We start from the raw sequence: 20,071 nt of genomic DNA, 5'->3' as shown, positions 1-20,071 counted from the left end.
AGGTTTTTGTCATGATGTAGCAACACTAATGCATTGAACTATAAGGTATTTAGCCTCGGCTAAAACGGTTGCGAAAAGCACTGGGGCTTAGTCCTGTGATCTGTAAAAACGCTTTACGAAATGCACTGGCGTCCTCATACCCCACCTGAAACGGCACTTGCCCTATTGGTGTTAAAGGCTGCTTCAATAATTCGCAGGCTTTTTGAATGCGTAGTCGTTGCAGGTAAAGTGAAGGCTTAAAGCCTGTTGCTTTGACAAAACGTCGCAAAAAAGTACGTTCAGTTAAAAAACAAAAAGACGCCATAGCGTTGGCGCTGAGTGCTTGCGCATAGTGTTGCTGCAAATGCTGCTGTAATTTAACGATTTGTTTATCTCCATGGTCCATCTGTGGACTAAAGCGTTGGTAATAGCGTTGTTCACGCCGCGCTGTATCAATGATCAGATAAGCGCCAACCGGATGAATAAGTGCAGGAGAAGCCAGTTGGCCTATCAGTTCCAGCCCTAAATCAACCCAAGCCATTAAACCGCCGCTACTTAATATATCTCCATCATTAATCAGATTTTTTTCAATCTGTAGTGTCACCTTGGGATGCTGCTTTTTAAACAGATCAGCCAAATCCCAGTGGGTGGTCATTTGCCTTTGTTGCATCAGGCCGGTGGACGCCAGAATAAAAGCACCGGCACAGGCGGAGCAGAGCAGGCTGCCGTTGCTGTGAGACTGCTTTAACCACTGCAGTACCAAAGCGTCGGGCTTCAGATAATAATCTCCCTCAATGCAAGGTGGCAGAATAATGGCCTGAAAAAACGGCGTGGGGGCGGTTAATAATGTATCAGGTGTCAGTTGGTGTAAGACAAAATGCTCCGGCCTGACTTGTTCAGTACAGATTTTGTTGCAAATGCCGAGCATTTCACTCAAACCAAATACAGCACTTAACATAGCTCCAGGGTAACTCAGAATAGCGATGTTGATCTCTGTACGCATTTGTCAGTTTGTGCCTGTTATGTGTCGGTTCAGACATGTAGTCTAGCAGGAGTTTTTTCGTAGACTGTGTTTGTCGTCAAACAAAGCAGTTCAAATCAACCACAGCCTGACTAAAACAACGGAGAGATATCATGAGCAAAACAGCATTAGTGTTAATTGACTTCCAAAACGATTATTACAGCAGCTTTCCAGGTGCCAAATGGCCGCTGGTGGGCACAGAACAAGCCGCAGCCAATGCTGCTTTAGTACTGCAAAAGTTTCGCCAGCAAGGGGATTTAGTGGTGCATGTACGTCACGAATTTGCGTCAGATGACGCGCCTTTTTTCCGCCCGGGTTCAGAGGGCGCACAAATTCATCAAAGTGTGGCGGCTCTATCTTCAGAAGAGGTGGTGTTAAAGCAACAAATCAACAGCTTTAAAGACACCAACTTAGCGCAAATTCTACAGAAAGCCGGAATAAAAAAGCTGGTAATCGTAGGTGCAATGAGTCATATGTGTATTGATGCGATGACTCGCGCAGGTAAAGATTTTGATTATGACTGCACTGTATTGCACGATGCCTGTGCCACTTTGGATTTAGAGTTTAACGGTGTCAAAGTACCAGCCGCACTGGTGCACGCCGCTTATATGGCTGCTTTAAGTTTTGCTTATGCACAAGTGATTGATACCAAAACTTATCTGAACAGCTAAGGTTAAATCAGACGAAAAAAACGGCTCAATTGAGCCGTTTTCCGCTAAGTAAAATGCAGGTTAAGCTTGTAATTCACTTTCGGTGAAGAAGTCTGCAAACAATGCGCTGGATAAATAACGTTCTGTTGAACTTGGAATAATGACCACAATGTTTTTACCGGAATTTTCTGGCAGCTCTGCTAAACGTTTCGCTGCAACTACGGCTGCACCAGAAGAAATACCAGCCAGAATACCTTCCTCTTTCATCAGACGGTGCGCCATTGCAATGGCATCGTCATTACTGACCCTTTCTACCGCATCAATAATGGATAAATCCAGGTTGCCCGGAATAAAACCAGCGCCTATGCCCTGAATTTTATGTGGACCTGGTTTAATTTCCTGACCAGCCAGCGCTTGAGTGATCACTGGCGAGTCTACAGGTTCTACCGCCACGCTAATCAGCGGGTGTTTTTTCTCGTGTTTTATATAACGGCTAACACCAGTAATAGTACCGCCTGTGCCTACACCAGCCACGAAGATGTCCACCTTGCCATCTGTGTCATTCCAGATCTCAGGGCCTGTGGTGTCAAAGTGAATTTGTGGGTTAGCAGGGTTTTCAAACTGCTGTAAAAACACGTATTTGTCAGGATCTGACGCCAGAATTTCTTTGGCTTTTTCGATAGCTCCTTTCATGCCTTTTGCGCCTTCAGTCAGCACTAAATTGGCGCCCAAAGCTTTCAGCAGCTTACGGCGCTCTAAGCTCATAGTGGCTGGCATGGTCAGAGTTAACGCATAACCGCGGCTGGCGGCAACAAAAGCTAAAGCAATACCAGTATTACCAGAAGTTGGTTCGATAATTTCTTTACCAGGGCCTAACAAACCTTTTTTCTCTGCATCCCAAATCAAGGCTGCACCTAAACGACATTTCACAGAAAAACTCGGGTTACGGGATTCGATTTTGGCAAATACATTGGCACCTGAAGTGACACGCTTTAAGCGCACCAGAGGCGTGTTACCAATAGAGAGTGAGTTATCTTCATAGATCTTTGACATAATAAAAAACCTTCAGGGTTTGATGAATGGTTATAAGAATACTCGGGCCTTGTCAAAACGAAAGAAAAGATTTGATATATGATATTCCCAACTTAAAACGACAAAGCAGTACAGCATGATTTTTCAAAGTACAGAACACTATATTTTATCGCCAGAGCTGGCATTGGCAGTAAACGCCGCAGTGACCTTAGAAAAACCTTTATTGATCAAAGGTGAGCCTGGTACTGGCAAAACCCGTCTAGCGGAAGAGCTGGCCACAAGTTTAGGCACTGATTTGATTAACTGGCAAATCAAATCCACCAGTAAAGCGCAGCAGGGTTTGTATGAATACGATGCAGTATCGCGTTTGCGTGATGGTCAGCTTGGCAGCGAGCGGGTGGCCAACATCAGCAACTACATCAAACCAGGCAAACTCTGGACTGCTTTTACCGCAGAAAAACGCCCTGTGCTGCTGATTGATGAAATCGACAAAGCCGATATCGAGTTTCCAAACGACTTATTGCATGAACTTGACCGGATGTCCTTTGATGTGTACGAAACCGGTGAGCGTATCAGTGCAAAGCAGCGGCCAATAGTGGTGATCACGTCGAATAACGAGAAGGAATTGCCAGACGCTTTTCTTCGCAGATGCTTTTTCCACTACATACGTTTTCCGGACAAAGACACTTTAACTCAAATCGTTTTGGCGCATTTCCCCACATTGCAGGCTGATTTACTGACGGCTGCACTGGAGGTGTTTTTTGACTTGAGAGCGGTAGACGCTTTAAAGAAAAAACCGTCGACCTCGGAGCTGTTGGATTGGTTAAAACTGTTGCTAGCCGAACAGATAGCGCCTTCGGTTTTACAGGATAAACAACATCAAGGCGGTTTAATGCCATTGTATGGTGCCTTATTAAAAAACGAGCAGGATGTAGCTTTGCTGGAAAAACTGGCCTTTATGGCCCGTCGCGCTGGCCGTTGATATGCTGATTTCGTTTTTTTTAACCTTGCGCAAATATGGCCTGAAATCCAGCATCACTGAACTGCTGGATTTACTGAAGGCGCTGCAGCAGCACCTTATTTTTGCAAGTACAGATGACTTTTATTTATTGGCGCGTTTGTGTCTGGTGAAAGATGAAAGCCAGTACGACAAATTTGACCGTGCTTTTGCAGAGTATTTTGACGGCGTTGAAAGTCTGGATTTAGCTTCACTTATTCCGGATCACTGGTTGCTGCCTGGGCTTATTCGTCAGTTGAGTGAAGAAGACAAAGCCAAACTGGTTTCTTTAGGTGGGCTTGAGCAGTTGCTGGAGCAATTTAAGCAGCGTTTAAAAGAGCAGCAAGAAAAACACGCAGGCGGCAATAAATGGATAGGTACAGGTGGTTCGTCACCTTTTGGTGCTTATGGTTATCATCCTGAAGGCATCAGAGTGGGCCAGCAGGGCAGTGGCCAGCGCCGGGCGGTTAAGGTATGGGATAAGCGTGATTTTAAAGATTTTGATCAACATGCAGAGCTGAACCACAGAGCTATGCAGCTGGCCTTGCGGCAATTGCGGCGTTTTGCCCGTACCGGACAAGCCACTGAACTGGATTTAAACGGCACTATTAAAGCCACAGCTCAGCAAGCGGGCTGGCTGGATTTAAAGTTTCAGAGCGAGCGGCATAATGCAGTCAAAGTGCTGATGTTTTTTGATATAGGCGGCTCTATGGATGATTATATTCATGAATGCGAGCAGCTATTTGCCGCTGCCCGCACTGAATTTAAACATCTGGAGTTTTTTTACTTTCATAACTGCCCGTACGAGCAGGTATGGCGCACTCATCAAAGACGTAATGCCGATGCGGTCTCAATCACTCAGCTGTTACAAACCTACCATAGTGACTACAAAGTCATTTTTGTTGGGGACGCCACCATGGGGCCCTATGAAATTACCTATCCGGGTGGCAGTGTCGAACACTTTAACCCAGAGTCCGGTGAAGTCTGGTTAAAACGGCTGTTAGCGCATTTTCCAAACGCGGTCTGGTTGAACCCACAACCTCAAGCCTGGTGGAGTCACTATCACTCTATTGAAATACTGCAAAAGCTGATGCAAAACCAGATGTATGGCATGACGCTGGACGGCTTAAGCGGTGCCATCCGGCATTTATCAAAGCGGCATTGAAAAGGTCAGACGAACTGATTAAAGTGGTTTATTCATCAGGCATTTACGGGACATGTAATGCAACACGAACAGCCGGATCATCAGGATATCAGAGAAGTAGCGCCTGACACTTTTGTCGACGAAACAGGGCATCAGCTGACAAAAAAAGAAGTTCGGCAAATAGTGACGCCCCATGCCTTTACTGTGGCTGATGAGTTGATAGGTCAGCCTTTGGCCAAGCCCTTGCGACGAGGAATTGCAATGGGCATAGACGGCTTAATTATCAGTGGTTTGGCATCTGCCAGTTTGATTTTTGTGTTCCCCACCATGCTGTATTTATGTTGGAACAGATACAAAACCCAAAACAGAAATCATCTGTTGTTGATGGTGTTTGCAACCTTAACTATGTTGGGTACTTTAAGTTGGGCACCTCAACTAGTGAAGGAACAGAAGCAGGATTCAAGTTCAGCCTCTGAGATGAATTTAACCCCGCATGCAGGCGCTGAACTGGCGAAAGTGTCGATAGAGTTATCTACCAACGAATGTGATGATGAGTGCGTGGAAGACAAAATAAAAGAGCTGGCGCTTGAGCTGCAAGAGTCTGGTGTCAGTACTGAACATCAGCGCGATTTGCTTGAAGGGGTGTTGGATATCACTCCACTTAAAGGCGCAAAAAAACGCGCTTTGTTGGATAAATATGTGGTTGAACCACAAGTGGTGACTGAGCCTGTGACGACTGCACCTGTTATAGCAGCACCAGTGACAGTGCCGGCCAAGGAAGAGACTTATTCAGTGCTTGATAAGCTAAAAAACTCCGATTACAGCCTGATCAAATGGGTCAAAGGTATATTGGCCGACTTTGGTTTGGGTTTTGGCTGGGCCATGTTTTATTTCACCTTTTATATCAGCTGGAACAATGGCCAGACTATCGGCAAGCTGCTGACCCGTATCCGGGTGGTGCAATTGGATAATCAGCCGTTGAGCTTATGGGCGTCGTTTAGCCGGCAAGGCGGTTATGGTGCAGGTCTTGCGACTGGCCTGATCGGGTTTGCGCAAATACTTTGGGATCCAAACCGTCAGGCCATTCAAGACAAGGTTGCAAGTACAGTAGTTCTATATAAGCAGTAACAATCTGGCTGATTTCAGCGAAATTAAGCTAGAATAGCGACCAATTCAGCAACTCATGAAAAGAAGTTGCACTTAATGACAAAGGTATTCTGAATGAAAAATGTGCTGATCAGCGGCTCAGGCCTGTTTACACCCACCGAAACTGTCACCAACGAAGAGTTAGTCGCTAGTTTTAATCAGTATGTCGATTTGTTTAACGAACAATATGCTGCTGACATTGAAGCCGGTGAATTAGCTGCTTTGGAGTATTCCAGTTGCGAGTTTATTGAAAAAGCCTCAGGCATTAAATCCCGTCATGTGTTGCACAAAGAGGGCATTTTAGACCCCGCTGTGATGATGCCGGTTTTCCCTAAACGTGGAGAAGATCAACATCCTGAAATGGTCGAAATGGCCATAGTGGCTGCACAGGAAGCTATGGCACAAGCCGGCAAAACCGCAGCAGATATCGATCTGATCATTTGTGCAGCGTCCAATATGCAGCGTCCTTACCCAGCTTTGTCTATCGAGCTGCAGCAGGCTTTAGGTGCAACAGGTTATGCTTTTGATATGAATGTGGCCTGCTCATCTGCTACTTTTGCCATCAGCAATGCAGTGAATGCTATTCGCGGTGGTATGGCCAAAGTGGTGCTGGTAGTCAATCCTGAATTTGCCTCACCACAAGTGAATTACACCAACCGTGACAGTCACTTTATTTTTGGTGATGTCTGCACCGCAACAATTATTGAAGCGGAGGACACTGTTACGTCCGACAATGCTTATCGCATTCTTGGCATGAGCTTAAAAACTGAGTTTTCTAACAATATCCGTTGTGATGTCGGATACACCGAACATTGCCATCCGGACACTGATCATGACGCGCCATTCTTTAAACAACAAGGCCGCAAAGTATTTAAAGAGCTACTGCCGATAGTGGCGGATGTGATTTTAAATGAGATGCAGCGTTTAGCTGTAGCTCCGGACGATTTAAAACGTTTATGGTTGCATCAGGCCAATATCAATATGAACCTGTTTGCTGCGAAGAAAATCTTAGGCCGAGACCCTTTGCCTGAAGAGGCTCCACTGGTGTTGGATACCTATGCCAATACGGCTTCAGCTGGTTCAGTGATTGCATTTCACAAAAACAAAGAAGGCATTCAATCTGGCGAAAAAGCCATTTTATGCTCTTTTGGTGCAGGCTACTCAGTAGGTTGCCTGGTACTGGAAAAACGCTAAGCGATTAATGGGGGGGCAGAGACTCTGCCCCCCATTCGTTTTTACAGCTGAACGACTGAATTTTGATCGTAACTGACCTGAGTCGGCGCATAAGCGTCCGCTTCATCGTCATTTAACCAGGTTTGCCCATCTACAACATATCTGAATTGATACTGCTTTTCTTTATCCAGATTTAAGCTGGCGGTGAAATCACCAGTTTTGGTTTTTTTCATCAACACAGCTTCCGGATCCCAGTTATTAAAGTCTCCCGCCAAAGCCACTCTTTGCGCTTCTGGGTATTGATGGCCTGCAAAAGTGAAGGTCACTTTGCATACAGGTTTGGTTTTTAAATACTGTTTACTAATACTCATAGCCGCTTCCTTCCTGAATTACTTTGGGTATACATAAAACTACAGTGTATTGCTTTGTGATGACAATGAAGTGTCTAAAAAACAACCTGATCTTGGTCTTCTCCACATTAACTAAGCTATGGCAGTCACCAAAATAACTTTCTGGAATGGATATAGATGATTTAGCTATTTAGCTGCTGATGTAAGGGGAAGTTGTAACCAAATATGTCGAAAGACCTTGTTTTTTTTGTGTTGGCTGGACGGTCTGCAGGTGTCAGATCTTCTGCAAGGCCTATGTTTCTTGGCTTTGGCAAAAATAAAAGCAAAGAAGCATAAAAAATAACAGGCAAATTCTACTTACGACAGATAAAAAAGCTAACAACTGCAGATACTGTTAAAGCGTATCGAACTGTAAGATAGCATCAGATAAATTTGTGACCAAAGGACTAAAAATGGCAGGCAAGTGGGTTAAAGCAGGGGTTCCGGTATTGATTGTGGTGGGCGCAGTCGTGCTCGCTTCAGCTTTGGTGGCGGGAAAAAAACCACCGGAGCAAAAAAAAGAAGAACGAAAAAACCTATTCGTTGAAGTAAAACCTGTCACCCCACAAAACCTGACCTACCAGGTCTGGTCTCAAGGCTCCGTTAAGCCCAAAGTGGTAACCAGTCTGACGTCTGAAGTAAATGGCGTCATAGTCAAAGTAGCGGATAACTTTATTGAAGGTGGTTTTTTCCGCGCTGGCGACTTACTTATTCAGGTTGAGCAATATGATTATCTGACGGCGGTAAAACTGTCTGAAGCGAATCTGGCTCGCGCTCAGGCGTTATTAGAAGAAGAAAAAGCCCGGGGCAAGGTGGCTGCCGAAGAGTGGAGTTCATTTAGTGCAGGTAAAGCTCCTGAGCTGGGTTTACGTCGACCACAACTGGCACAGGAATTGGCGAATGTACGCTCAGCTGAAGCTGAACTGGAAAATGCCCGTCGTAATTTGATCCGCACCGAAATTCGTGCGCCCTACGATGGCATAGTTAAACTGAAAAATGCCAACATAGGTCAGTTTATCAGCCGTGGTTTTAACTTAGGTACTATTTATGGCACTGAAGTGGCTGAAGTTCGGCTGCCTCTGTCAGATAATGATGTGGGCTATTTAAATATGCCGGGTTTAACGCCAGCAGAGCAGCAACAACCGGAAGTGTTGTTGTCTGCCGAAGTTGCGGGCCAGCAGTTGAATTGGAATGCCCGACTGGTGCGTACCGAAGGTATGTTGGATGATGAAAACCGCGTTATTTATGCGGTGGCAGAAATTAAAGATCCGTATCGCTTGAAAACCGATGGTCAGGCGCCGTTGCGTTTTGGCCGTTTTGTTAAGGCTCGTATCGACGGTAAAACCGGTAATAATCTGGTGCTGGTGGAGCGGCATCTATTAAAACCTGATCAAAAAGTACTGACGATTAGCAGTGACAATAAATTGCATATTCGTTCTGTCACAGTACAACGAATGGATGAAGAGTATGCCTATATCAGTGCAGGTTTAGAGTCGGGTGAGCAATTGGTGTTAACCGCTATAGCTAACCCGTTGGAAGGTATGGCGCTGCGTACTTCAGCCGATGCAGTACTGGATGACGCAGAAAAGGAAAAAGCGGCAATAGCTGCTACTGAGTCAGGAGATAAACGCTGATGCAGCAGTTGGATCAAACCCATAAAGGCTGGTTGGCCTGGTTTGCCCGCAACAGCGTGGCATCTAACTTATTGATGGTGATTTTACTCCTCGCTGGTATTGCCAGTGTATTCACCATCAAAAAACAAACTTTCCCTGAAATTCAGCTGGAGCAAGTGACCATTCGGGTGGCTTATTTAGGTGCCGCGCCGCAAGAGGTTGAAGAGGGGATAGTCGACAAAATTGAAGAATCACTACGCAGCCTCAACGGCATCAAAAAAATCCGTTCCACCGCTGTAGAGGGGATGGCAACTGTCAGTGTTGAAATTCAGTCTGGTTACGACATTCAGGAAGTGATGAACGAAATTAAGATGCAGGTGGATTCCATCTCGTCTTTTCCTGAACAAACGGAACGGCCTGTGGTGTACAACACCAAATTTCAGAGCAATGTATTGTGGTTGTCTGTCTACGGTGATACCGATCAGCGTGGCTTGAAAGAGTTTGCCAAAGATGTTCGGGATGAGCTGAAAAAGCTGCCCGGCGTGAGTAAAGTAGAAGTAGTGGGAGCCTTAGGCTACGAAGTATCTATTGAAGTGTCTGAGCACAAACTGCGCGAATACGGCCTTACCTTTGATCAAATGGTGGCCGCAGTGCGTGGCAGCTCAGTCGATTTGCCGGGAGGGTCCATTAAAGCCGACAACGGCAATATCTTATTACGTGCCAAAGGCCAGGCGTATCGTCAACAGGACTTTGCCGACATAGTGCTGATTAACAGAGCAGATGGTACCCGTTTGCTACTGGGCGACATTGCCAAAATTAAAGATGGTTTTGTCGAAATGGAATCGTACTCTACGTTCAATGGCAAGCCTTCAGTTTCGATAAAGGTTGATGCTGTAGGTGAAGATAACACCTTAAAAATTGCTGCTGCGGTCAAAGACTATGTCGTGAAGAAAAAGACAGATTTACCTGACAGCATGAACATAGATTATTGGGGAGATTCCAGTTATTACCTGCAAGGCAGGCTGGACTTGATGACAGACAATATGTTGATGGGCGCTTTGCTGGTGCTTATCAGTTTAACCTTGTTCCTGGAGTTTCGAGTCGCCTTTTGGGTGATGGTGGGTATTCCGGTCTGCTTCTTGGGCACTATAGCGCTGATGCCTTTGTCGATGTTTGATGTCTCTATCAATATGATCAGTTTGTTCGGCTTTATTCTGGTACTGGGCATTTTGGTGGACGATGCCATTATCATAGGGGAAAGCGCCTACACAGAAATAGAGAAATACGGCAAATCGGCCGAGACTGTGATCCGAGGCGCCCAACGTGTGGCTATGCCTGCAACTTTTGGTGTAATGACCACTATCGCAGCCTTTATTCCTATGCTGATGGTGGGGGGGCCGCAAGGGCCTATCTGGGAATCTATCGCCTGGGTAGTTATTTTATGTCTGATTTTCTCCATGGTGGAATCCAAGTTTATTTTGCCTGCTCACTTAATAGCGATGGACAGCAAGCCTTGGGATCAGCATAGAAAAGGCTTGTTCTATGGTTTAGGCCGTTCCTGCAGCAATGGTTTGAAATTTGTCCGGCTGAAAGTATCTGGCGCGACAGACAGCTTTGTATTTGGCCGTTATAAAAGAGCTATCGAATGGTGTATTGAATACCGCTATATCACCGCCACCAGTTTTTTCGCCATGATGGTGCTGATGATTGGCTTAATGGCAGGTGGTCATGTGCGTTGGGTGTTTTTCCCTAATATTCCAAGCGACTTTATCAACGCTAATTTAACCATGATGGAAGGCTCATCCGGCAAGGCTACAGTGCAGGCGATGCAACAATTGGAAGCGGCTCTGGTGAAAACCAATCAACAGATCGTGGCCAAAGGTGAAGAAGGCTTAATGAAACACCGCCTGACCTTTACTCAGTCTGATACCAGTGGCCAGTTTGTGATTGAGCTGGAAAAAAGTGAGGGTCGTACTATAGACGCCAATGAATTTGTGCGTTTGTGGCGTGAGCAAATACCAGAAATTGCCGGTGTAAAAACACTGCAAATTTTTTCCTCGACCAGTGGCGGTGGTGGTGGTGATATTTCGTTTCAGCTCAAAAGCAAAGAGCTTGACCAATTACGTTTAGCCACTGAAGAGCTTAAAACGGCCATGCTGGAGTATCAGGGCGTTTATGATCTCCAAGACAGTATTAGCGGCGGTAACGACGAAATAGTGCTGAAAATTAAACCTCAAGCGGAGGCGTTGGGTATTACGTTATCGGATTTAGCCACACAAGTGCGGCATGGTTTTTACGGTGCTGAAGCGCAGCGTATTCAGCGTGATGGCGAAGAAGTGAAAGTGATGGTGCGCTATCCAAAAGAAGAGCGTCGCTCAGTTGGTAATCTGGAGAATATGAAAATCCGCACTTCGACAGGCGCCGAAGTACCGTTTTCTCAGGTGGCTGAATACAAAGCGCAACCAAGTTATTCGGCCATCAACAGGGTGGATGGCGAACGTTCTGTCACTATCAGTGCTTCAGTGGATAAAGCTTTAGCTGAACCCATGAAAATCACCAAAGAGTTGCAGGAGAAAGTGCTGCCGAAACTTGCGCAAAAATATGGTATTGAAACTGCGCTGGAAGGGGCAAGTCTGGAGGAAGCTGATGCAATGACTGACTTAGCCATGGGTTTCCTGCTGGCGTTGTTTGTTATTTATGCACTGCTGGCGATCCCTTTGAAGTCCTACACTCAGCCACTGATCATTATGTCGGTGATCCCTTTTGGTTTAATTGGTGCCATTTTAGGCCATATGCTGCTGGGGTTAAGTGTTAGCATCATGTCTTTGTTTGGCCTGATTGCGCTGGCTGGTGTGGTCGTCAATGACTCCTTAGTAATGGTGGATTTTGTTAATGAATCTCGTCGCAACGGGATGCCACTAAAAGAAGCTGTTGTTGGGGCCGGAACCCGTCGGTTCCGACCTATTATGCTGACCTCTTTAACTACTTTCTTAGGTTTGGCGCCTATAGTGCTGGAAAAAAGCCTGCAAGCACAAATTGTAGTGCCTATGGCTGTATCTTTGGCCTACGGTATTTTATTTGCAACTGTGATTACCTTGATTTTAATCCCGGCTCTGTATGTGATTTTGGATGACTTTCTGGGGTTGTTCAGAAGTAAAACACCGGAAGACAGCAGTTATCCAATTGACGAGTTACCACTGCAGAAGTGAAGTGACTGAAGTATAAAAACCGCCGAAAGGCGGTTTTTTTTATGGGGCACACAGCCAACACAGCTGCAGCATCAAGAACGCAGGGGATTTAACATTCGATGATGTTGACGGCTAACCCACCACGCGACGTTTCTTTGTATTTGCTTTGCATATCACGGCCTGTATCCCACATGGTTTTAATGACTTTATCCAGCGATACTTTGTGTTCGCCTGTGCCACGCAAAGCTAAACGTGATGCGTTGATAGCTTTAATAGAACCCATGGCATTACGCTCAATACAAGGCACCTGGACCAAACCGCCCACCGGATCACAAGTTAAACCTAAGTTGTGCTCCATACCAATTTCGGCGGCGTTCTCCACATGATCAACAGAGCCACCTAAAATTTCGGTTAAAGCACCGGCAGCCATAGAACAGGCCACACCCACTTCACCCTGACAACCTACTTCAGCGCCAGAAATCGATGCATTCTTTTTATACAAAATACCTATAGCAGCTGCCGTGAGCAGGTAGCGGCAATAGATATCAGGCGTCACAGGCTGAATGTATTTGTCGTAATACATCAAGACTGCAGGAATAATACCGGCTGCACCATTGGTTGGTGCTGTGACTACGCGGCCACCAGCGGCATTTTCTTCGTTCACTGCCAAAGCAAACAAATTCACCCAGTCCATCACTTGCAGAGGATCTGAGCTTTTTTCTGCCATTAATCGTTTATGCAGGGCAGGGGCGCGGCGTTTTACTTTTAAGCCACCAGGTAAAATGCCCTCAGTACGAATACCCCGTTGTACGCAGTCGTACATGGTTTGCCAGATTTTGCCCAGCTCGTCCTGAATTTGTTGTTCACTGCGCAGCACCTTCTCGTTTTCCATCATCAAACCTGCGATGGATAAACCGTTTTCTTTGCACAGCTTCATCAGCTCAGCACCACTTTCAAATGGGAATGGTGGCGGATTATCGGCAGCAAACTGGCTGGCGGCTTCTTTTTCTTTGGCAAAGTCTTCGGCTTTGACAATAAAACCACCACCAATAGAAAAATAAATTTCGCTAAACAGCACTTCATGACCAGCATAGGCAATCAATTCCATGCCGTTGGAATGCTCTTTTAAGGTTTTACGGCGATGAAAAACAATGGCGCCTTCGCGTGGGAAAGCGACAGAGCGTTGTTGATCCAGCTGTATAGTCTGGCTTTCATCCACTTTCTTTAATAAACCAGGGATAGCATCGGGTTCGATGTTTTCTGGTAAAAAGCCGGATAAACCTAAAATCACCGCTTTGCCTGTGCCGTGGCCAATACCGGTTTGACCTAAGGAACCAAACAGCTCAGCTTTGACGCTGGTGACCTGCTCAAATAAACCCATGGCTTGCAGGTTTTCACAGAATTTTTTGGCAGCACGCATTGGGCCTACGGTGTGAGAACTGGATGGGCCAATACCAATGCTAAACATATCAAAAGCACTAATAATCATTCGGATCCTGCTTTTAGTTATAAGAATTGGGCGCCATTCTAACGGAAGCGAATTAATTTCGTAACTCACCTGGTAACTGGTCGGTGCTTATTACAGCAGATGTGTAACCGGTAGTGTGCGGAATTGATTACAGTCAGACGTTTGGGTGTAGGGGCGCGGGCTTGTCCCCGCCCGTCTCAAATGCAAATCCGATGCCAGTCAGTCTTGTCCCCGCCCGTCTAACGACACCGCGGTGCGTATAAAAGGGCCGGGACAAGCCGCGGCCCTTACGAAATTAATAATGTAGCTGCTGTTTGAGTGAAAAGAGGATAGCTGCCGTTGCTCCCCAAATCAGATGTGGACCATAAGGCATAAAATGCATTAAGTGAGACTGCCCATGCATCGAAAAATACTCGCTGTGGGTGTTTTGTGGATCAAATACAAAAGGCAAAGGCAGCCAAAACGCCGATTCAACTTCAGACAACTGCAATTGCAGCTCAACTTCTTCGGTTAAAAAGGCGATCCAGGGGTGAATTAAAAAACCTGTGCCAGTGGCATAACTGGGCAATTGCCCAATCAGTTGCAGCTGTTTTGGCGCTATACCGGTTTCTTCATAGGTTTCGCGTAGCGCTGCCTGATGGCTTTGTTCATCGGCTTCAATTTTGCCACCCGGAAAACTGATTTGGCCCGGATGATGGCGTAACTCAGAGCTGCGTTTGGTCAATAATAACTGCAGTTCGTCTTCGTGTTGCCGCAACACCACTAACACAGCTGCAGCTTTACTTTTTTCCACCTGCAGCAACACAGACTGCCTGGCTGGCTGAAGGAAAAAACGTTGTAAAAACTGCTGCCGGTTCATGCTGTTAGTCCGTGGATGCCGAGCGACTTACCTGAGTCAGCAATGGCAAAATCTTATTCACCTTATGAAAGGTTTCTTCGTATTCAGCATTCACTTCTGAATCAGCTACTATGCCTCCACCAGCCCAGCAAAAGGCTTTGCCTTGGGCCATCACCAAAGTACGGATAGCAATATTGGTATCCATATCGCCGCTGCTGTTAATGTAACCCACTGCACCACAATACACAGAGCGGCTGTTGGGTTCTAATTCGGCAATAATTTGCATAGCCCGCACTTTAGGGGCTCCTGTGATAGATCCACCCGGAAAAGCGCCGCGCAATAAATCACAGGCATCGGCATTAGGGCTTAAAGTGCCTGTAATAGTGCTGACCAGATGATGTACTGCAGGGAAAGATTCAATAGCAAACAAAGCCGGGACTTTGACTGTGCCTGGTACACAATGTTTGCCCAAATCGTTTCGCAGTAAATCCACAATCATGACATTTTCAGCCCTGTCTTTTGGGGCTCTTTGCAGCTCTTCTGCACTTTGCTTATCAAGTTGTGCATCAGCAAAACGGGGTCTGGTGCCTTTAATAGGTTTGGTTTCGACCTGACCTGCTTTGAGTTGTAAAAAACGCTCCGGTGATAAACTTAACACCGCGCCTTGTGGTAAACGCAAAAAGGCTGAAAAAGGGGCGGCATTTTTACTGCGCAAGGTTAAATAAGCTTGCCATTCATCACCACTGTAACTGGCTTCAAAACGCTGGGCTAAATTAATTTGATAACAATCGCCACTTTGCAGGTAGTTTTGTACCTGCTCAAACTTCTGGCTATAACCGGCCTTGTCCATATTGGCCTGCCAGTCAGAGGTTAATTCAAAAGCTACGGTCTGTGCTGCTGCAGTAAAAAGCTCGCTGGTTTGTGGCCAGTGGCTTGCTGCATCACCGCGGTAATCTGCATACCAAAGTTGCTGCTGTTGTTTATCCAGAATCAGCGCCCAGAGGTAAATCCCCACCGCCATATCAGGCAACAAAGCTCCTGTATCTGCGGCTTGTGGCACAGGTTCAATCACAGAACCCAGGTCATAGCCAAAATAACCTAAAGCGCCGCCGACAAAAGGTAAATCAGGGGTATCTGATAACTTTGGTTTATCCGGAAAATAACGGCTGGTTAGTTGCTGCAGTGCACCAAAAGGGTCCATTTGCAGCAGTTGGCTTTGGCCTTGTTCTGTTTGCGTTAACTGACCTTGCTGATAGACCAGGGTCGCGACAGGGCGAGCCACCAGAATATCAAAACGACTATTGACGTGATGGCTGGCGGCTGAGTCGAGCAACATGGCCCATGGCTCTGCTGCTATAGCAGCAAAATACTCCAGCAGATGCGGCGTTTTGGCATCTAACTTTAAATACTGTGACATAGCTTGTCTCATAAAACGGGCTAATTCCGGCAAAAATATGCTTGTTGACTAGCCGCTGGATCTGTTGCGCTGTATCATATCAGCATTAATTCACCTGAACATAGAAAATGCCTTTTGGTTTGGATGCAGAACAGCCAACAGGATAATTCACAATCATAGAACTTATATTACCCTAAGTCATTGGAGTTGCAGCGCGACGACAAGCGAGTGAGTCCACGGGAGCATAGGCCACTATGTGACCGGGACGAAGAGCGCAGTCAACAAAGCTGCGGCTTCAAGAACGACGGGGAAAACGGAAGGGCACAGATCACATGACCGTCATTCGCCAGCAAGACTTTATCGACAGCATCGAAGATGCACTGCAGTACATCTCTTTTTATCATCCGCTGGATTTTGTCCAGGCTCTGGAAAAGGCCTATCACAAAGAACAAAACCAGGCGGCCAAAGACGCTATAGCGCAAATTCTGATTAACTCCCGTATGTCGGCCGAAGGCAACAGACCTATCTGTCAGGACACTGGTATTGTCACTTGTTTTGTGAAAATAGGTATGGATGTCAAATGGGATAAAACCGATATGACAGTGCAGCAAATGGTGGATGAAGGCACACGCCGTGCTTATCTGAACCCACATAACCCGCTGCGTGCTTCTATTGTGGCTGACCCTGCAGGTGCCCGCAAAAATACCCAGGACAACACACCTTCTGTAGTGCATATCGATATGATCCCGGGTCACCATGTTGAAGTGGCTATTGCGGCTAAAGGCGGCGGCAGTGAAAACAAAACCAAAATGGTGATGCTCAACCCATCAGACTCAGTGGTTGAATGGGTGCTGGAAACCTTACCAAAAATGGGCGCTGGCTGGTGTCCGCCAGGCATGTTAGGCATAGGTATTGGCGGCACGGCTGAAAAAGCTGCAGTGCTTGCCAAAGAGGCCCTGATGGAACCTGTAGATATTCAGGACCTGCTGGAAAAAGGCGCTGAAACTGCCGATGAAAAGCTGCGGGTTGAACTGTACGACAAAGTGAACAAACTGGGTATTGGTGCTCAGGGTTTAGGTGGTTTAACCACAGTGGTGGATGTCAAAATCAAATCTGTCGCCACTCATGCTGCTTCAAAGCCAGTAGTGATGATCCCAAACTGTGCCGCGACCCGTCACGTGCATTTTCATTTAGATGGTTCAGGTCCTGCGGTGTTAACGCCTCCTAAGCTGGAAGACTGGCCTGAAGTGACCTGGGAGCTGGGTGCCAATGTACGTCGTGTCAATTTAGATACTGTGACTCCTGCTGATGTGCTGGACTGGAAAGCGGGCGAAACCGTTTTATTGTCAGGCAAAATGTTGACGGGCCGTGATGCTGCACATAAACGTATTGCCGACATGCTGGCTAAAGGTGAAGCTTTACCTGAAGGCGTTGATTTTAAGAACCGCTTTATTTATTACGTCGGCCCTGTGGATGCAGTAGGTTCTGAAGTGGTAGGCCCAGCAGGCCCAACCACAGCGACCCGAATGGATAAGTTCACAGATATGATGTTAGGCCAAACTGGTCTGCTTGGCATGATTGGTAAGTCTGAGCGTGGCGACAAAACCGTTGAAAGTATTAAAGAGCACAAAGCAGTGTACTTAATGGCGGTTGGCGGTGCGGCGTATTTAGTCTCCAAAGCTATTAAAAAGTCCCGTGTTGTCGCTTTTGCCGACTTAGGTATGGAAGCGATTTACGAGTTTGACGTAGAGGACATGCCAGTGACTGTGGCGGTTGACAGTCAGGGAAATAACGTGCATAAACAAGGACCTGCTATTTGGAAAGTGAAGATAGCTGAACTTGCCAATAACTAAAAATGATTAACAACGCCCTGAACCTCAGGGCGTTTTTCTACTGGGAGACATTATGAAAGCCTGGATCTTTCTCACCGCTGCTTTGTTAAGTGGTGCAGCAGTTGCAAAAACCCCGCTTACTATTGAACACTTAAATAAATTAAATAAAGTCTACGATGTAGTCGTATCCCCTGACGGTCGTTATCTGGTTTACGGCCAAAAGAATGGCGGTCTGGCTCCTGCGGATCTCAGTGCGGATTTGTATTTAGTCGACTTACAGCAAAACAATAAAGTTAGTCGTTTAACCTTTAATGATGACAAAGAACACAGCGTCGCCTGGAGCAAAGACAGTAGTGCTTTGTATTTTATCGCAGGCCGCTCAGGCAGTTCGCAGGTCTGGCGTTTACCAATAACAGGTGGCGAAGCGCAGCAAATCACAGATTTGCCTTTGGATGTCGATGGTTTTTTAGTTTCAGCGGACAACAGCAAAATTGTACTGCAAATGGCCGCTAAGCCAGGTTGTGAAACTTTATCCTGCACTGTAGAAGCCAAACAAGTCAAAGCAGGTCAGCAGGACAGTGCCATGGTCTACGATCAGTTGATGGTCAGGCATTGGGATACCTGGGCAGATGAATTCAGAAGTCATTTGTATGTCGCCGATTTAACCGCTAAGAAAGTGACAGACGCTAAGGATTTATTGCCAGAATGGAATACAGACATAGCGGGCATCAACGAAGTGTCTTTTACTCCTGACGGTAAAAACCTGGTGTTCAGTGCCAAAATCCCAGGTGCAGACCAGGCCTGGCACACCAATTTTGATATATTCCAGGTGTCGCTCAAAGGTGGGGAAAAAGTTAACTTAACCCGAGATAACGCCGCATGGGATGCCAAACCGTCCTTCTCCAGCGACGGTCGTTTTATGGCCTATTTAGCCATGAAAAAACCAGTGTACGAGGCGGATCGTTTTGGTTTGATTTTATTGGATATGGTCACTGGTCAGCGCAAAGAACTGGCGCCAGAGTGGGACAGATCCATCAGCGACTATAAATTTGGTGCGGACAACAGAACCATTTATGTCACAGCGCAGGACACTGGCCAGCATGGTATTTTCTCTATTAACACCAGCTTTGGTGATATCAGCAAAGTTTATGCTGACGGCACTGCCAATGACTTAAATGTCGCTGGCAACAAACTGATTTTTACCAATCACAGTCTGGACAAACCTACAGATATTTATCAGATCACTGCTGAAACCGGCGCGCCTACGGCCTTAACTCAAATCAACAAAGAGGCTTTGGCTGATATTCAGTTTGCTGAATTTGCTCAGTTTAATTTCCCCGGAGCCAATGACGAAACAGTGCATGGCTACTGGATGAAACCCGTCAATTACAAAGAAGGCCAGAAATACCCGATCGCCTTTATCGTACACGGTGGTCCACAAGGCAGCTTTGGCAATATGTTTAACTATCGCTGGAATGCGCAGTTATGGGCAGCTCAGGGGTATGGCGTGGTGATGATCGACTTCCACGGCTCTACCGGCTATGGTCAGGCATTTACCGACTCTATTGCCCGTGACTGGGGTGGTAAGCCATTGGTTGATTTACAAAAAGGCTTGGCTTTTATTACCGAAAAAGAAAAATGGCTGGATGGTAATAACGCCTGTGCTTTAGGTGCGTCGTACGGCGGTTACATGATGAACTGGATTGCTGGCAATTGGCCTGAAGGCTTTAAATGTCTGGTTAACCATGCCGGTTTATTTGATATGCCAAGCTTCTACGGTAGCACTGAAGAGTTATGGTTCCCTGAGCACGATATGGGGGGGCCAGTGTGGAACAAAGAGGGTGATTATCAGAAGTTTAATCCGTCAGCTTTGGTCGATAACTGGAAAACACCTATGCTGGTGATCCATGGCTTAAAAGACTACCGTGTGCCTTACGCTCAGGGTTTAGGTGCTTTCACCACGCTACAGCGTAAGGGTATTGAATCCAAACTGGTGATTTTCCCGGATGAAAACCACTGGATTTTAAAACCGCGTAATGCTGAGCGTTGGTACAACGAAGTTTTTGACTGGATGAAATTACATACCCGCAAATAATGTGTCGCAAAAGGCGACCGAAAAATGTAGGGGCGGGCGAAGGGCCGGTGCAAGCCGCGCCCCTACGATATCCGCCCGTCTAATGAAACCGCAGTGTTGGTGGATGTGTG

15 protein-coding genes are annotated in these 20,071 nt (G+C 46.4%); 9 read left to right on the top strand and 6 right to left on the bottom strand.

What is annotated here, in order from left to right:
* Window positions 1-49 precede the first annotated feature (49 nt).
* Complete coding sequence (locus tag EK374_RS11990) at window positions 50-982, bottom strand: GlxA family transcriptional regulator (RefSeq protein ID WP_127023778.1); 933 nt, start codon at window positions 980-982, stop codon at window positions 50-52.
* 131 nt (window positions 983-1,113) lie between these two features.
* Between EK374_RS11990 and EK374_RS11985 the strand changes: the two genes are divergently transcribed.
* Window positions 1,114-1,671: a cysteine hydrolase family protein gene (locus EK374_RS11985; protein ID WP_127023775.1), complete on the top strand. Its 558-nt coding sequence runs from the start codon at window positions 1,114-1,116 to the stop codon at window positions 1,669-1,671.
* A gap of 60 nt (window positions 1,672-1,731) precedes the next feature.
* Here EK374_RS11985 and cysK read toward each other — a convergent pair whose 3' ends face one another.
* On the bottom strand, window positions 1,732-2,703 hold the full coding sequence (gene cysK, locus EK374_RS11980) for a cysteine synthase A (protein WP_127023772.1): 972 nt from the start codon (window positions 2,701-2,703) through the stop codon (window positions 1,732-1,734).
* A 115-nt stretch (window positions 2,704-2,818) separates the two neighbouring features.
* On the opposite strand from cysK, the gene EK374_RS11975 reads away from it, so the two are divergent.
* The 4 genes from EK374_RS11975 to EK374_RS11960 all read left to right on the top strand — a co-directional run bounded on the left by EK374_RS11975 (window position 2,819) and on the right by EK374_RS11960 (window position 7,163).
* Window positions 2,819-3,664, top strand: coding sequence for an AAA family ATPase (locus tag EK374_RS11975; protein ID WP_127023769.1), 846 nt, complete (start codon window positions 2,819-2,821; stop codon window positions 3,662-3,664).
* 1 nt (window position 3,665) lies between these two features.
* Window positions 3,666-4,844: a vWA domain-containing protein gene (locus tag EK374_RS11970; RefSeq protein ID WP_127023767.1), complete on the top strand. Its 1,179-nt coding sequence runs from the start codon at window positions 3,666-3,668 to the stop codon at window positions 4,842-4,844.
* Between the two features lie 57 nt (window positions 4,845-4,901).
* Complete coding sequence (locus EK374_RS11965; RefSeq protein WP_127023765.1) at window positions 4,902-5,951, top strand: RDD family protein; 1,050 nt, start codon at window positions 4,902-4,904, stop codon at window positions 5,949-5,951.
* Between the two features lie 93 nt (window positions 5,952-6,044).
* Window positions 6,045-7,163, top strand: coding sequence for a beta-ketoacyl-ACP synthase III (locus EK374_RS11960; protein ID WP_127023762.1), 1,119 nt, complete (start codon window positions 6,045-6,047; stop codon window positions 7,161-7,163).
* A gap of 41 nt (window positions 7,164-7,204) precedes the next feature.
* Here the strand turns inward: EK374_RS11960 and EK374_RS11955 are convergent, their stop codons facing one another.
* Window positions 7,205-7,513, bottom strand: coding sequence for an isoamylase early set domain-containing protein (locus EK374_RS11955; RefSeq protein WP_127023758.1), 309 nt, complete (start codon window positions 7,511-7,513; stop codon window positions 7,205-7,207).
* A 431-nt stretch (window positions 7,514-7,944) separates the two neighbouring features.
* On the opposite strand from EK374_RS11955, the gene EK374_RS11950 reads away from it, so the two are divergent.
* A complete protein-coding gene (locus EK374_RS11950; protein ID WP_127023755.1) occupies window positions 7,945-9,165 on the top strand; it encodes an efflux RND transporter periplasmic adaptor subunit in 1,221 nt (406 codons plus the stop codon).
* Complete coding sequence (locus EK374_RS11945) at window positions 9,165-12,353, top strand: efflux RND transporter permease subunit (RefSeq protein ID WP_127023752.1); 3,189 nt, start codon at window positions 9,165-9,167, stop codon at window positions 12,351-12,353. The genes EK374_RS11950 and EK374_RS11945 overlap by 1 nt, the downstream gene beginning before the upstream one ends.
* An 88-nt stretch (window positions 12,354-12,441) precedes the next feature.
* Here the strand turns inward: EK374_RS11945 and EK374_RS11940 are convergent, their stop codons facing one another.
* From EK374_RS11940 to pabB, 3 genes are all read right to left on the bottom strand, one after another.
* The gene (locus EK374_RS11940) at window positions 12,442-13,821 is read right to left on the bottom strand and encodes an L-serine ammonia-lyase (RefSeq protein ID WP_127023749.1); all 1,380 of its coding nucleotides are present in this window, start codon (window positions 13,819-13,821) and stop codon (window positions 12,442-12,444) included.
* A 274-nt stretch (window positions 13,822-14,095) separates the two neighbouring features.
* Window positions 14,096-14,659 (bottom strand): NUDIX hydrolase, encoded by a 564-nt coding sequence (locus EK374_RS11935; RefSeq protein WP_127023746.1) that lies wholly within the window; start codon window positions 14,657-14,659, stop codon window positions 14,096-14,098.
* 4 nt (window positions 14,660-14,663) lie between these two features.
* Window positions 14,664-16,055 carry an aminodeoxychorismate synthase component I gene (gene pabB / locus EK374_RS11930; protein WP_127023743.1) on the bottom strand — a complete coding sequence of 464 codons (1,392 nt, stop codon included), beginning with the start codon at window positions 16,053-16,055 and terminating at the stop codon, window positions 14,664-14,666.
* Window positions 16,056-16,366: 311 nt separating this feature from the next.
* On the opposite strand from pabB, the gene EK374_RS11925 reads away from it, so the two are divergent.
* Window positions 16,367-17,887 carry a fumarate hydratase gene (locus tag EK374_RS11925; protein WP_127023740.1) on the top strand — a complete coding sequence of 507 codons (1,521 nt, stop codon included), beginning with the start codon at window positions 16,367-16,369 and terminating at the stop codon, window positions 17,885-17,887.
* A gap of 52 nt (window positions 17,888-17,939) precedes the next feature.
* Window positions 17,940-19,961 carry a S9 family peptidase gene (locus tag EK374_RS11920; RefSeq protein WP_127023737.1) on the top strand — a complete coding sequence of 674 codons (2,022 nt, stop codon included), beginning with the start codon at window positions 17,940-17,942 and terminating at the stop codon, window positions 19,959-19,961.
* Window positions 19,962-20,071: the final 110 nt, after the last annotated feature.

Source organism: Rheinheimera mangrovi, assembly GCF_003990335.1.
GTDB lineage: Bacteria > Pseudomonadota > Gammaproteobacteria > Enterobacterales > Alteromonadaceae > Pararheinheimera > Pararheinheimera mangrovi.
The sequence above is the reverse complement of the archived record's forward strand: the minus strand, read 5'-3'. Positions and strand labels throughout refer to the sequence as shown.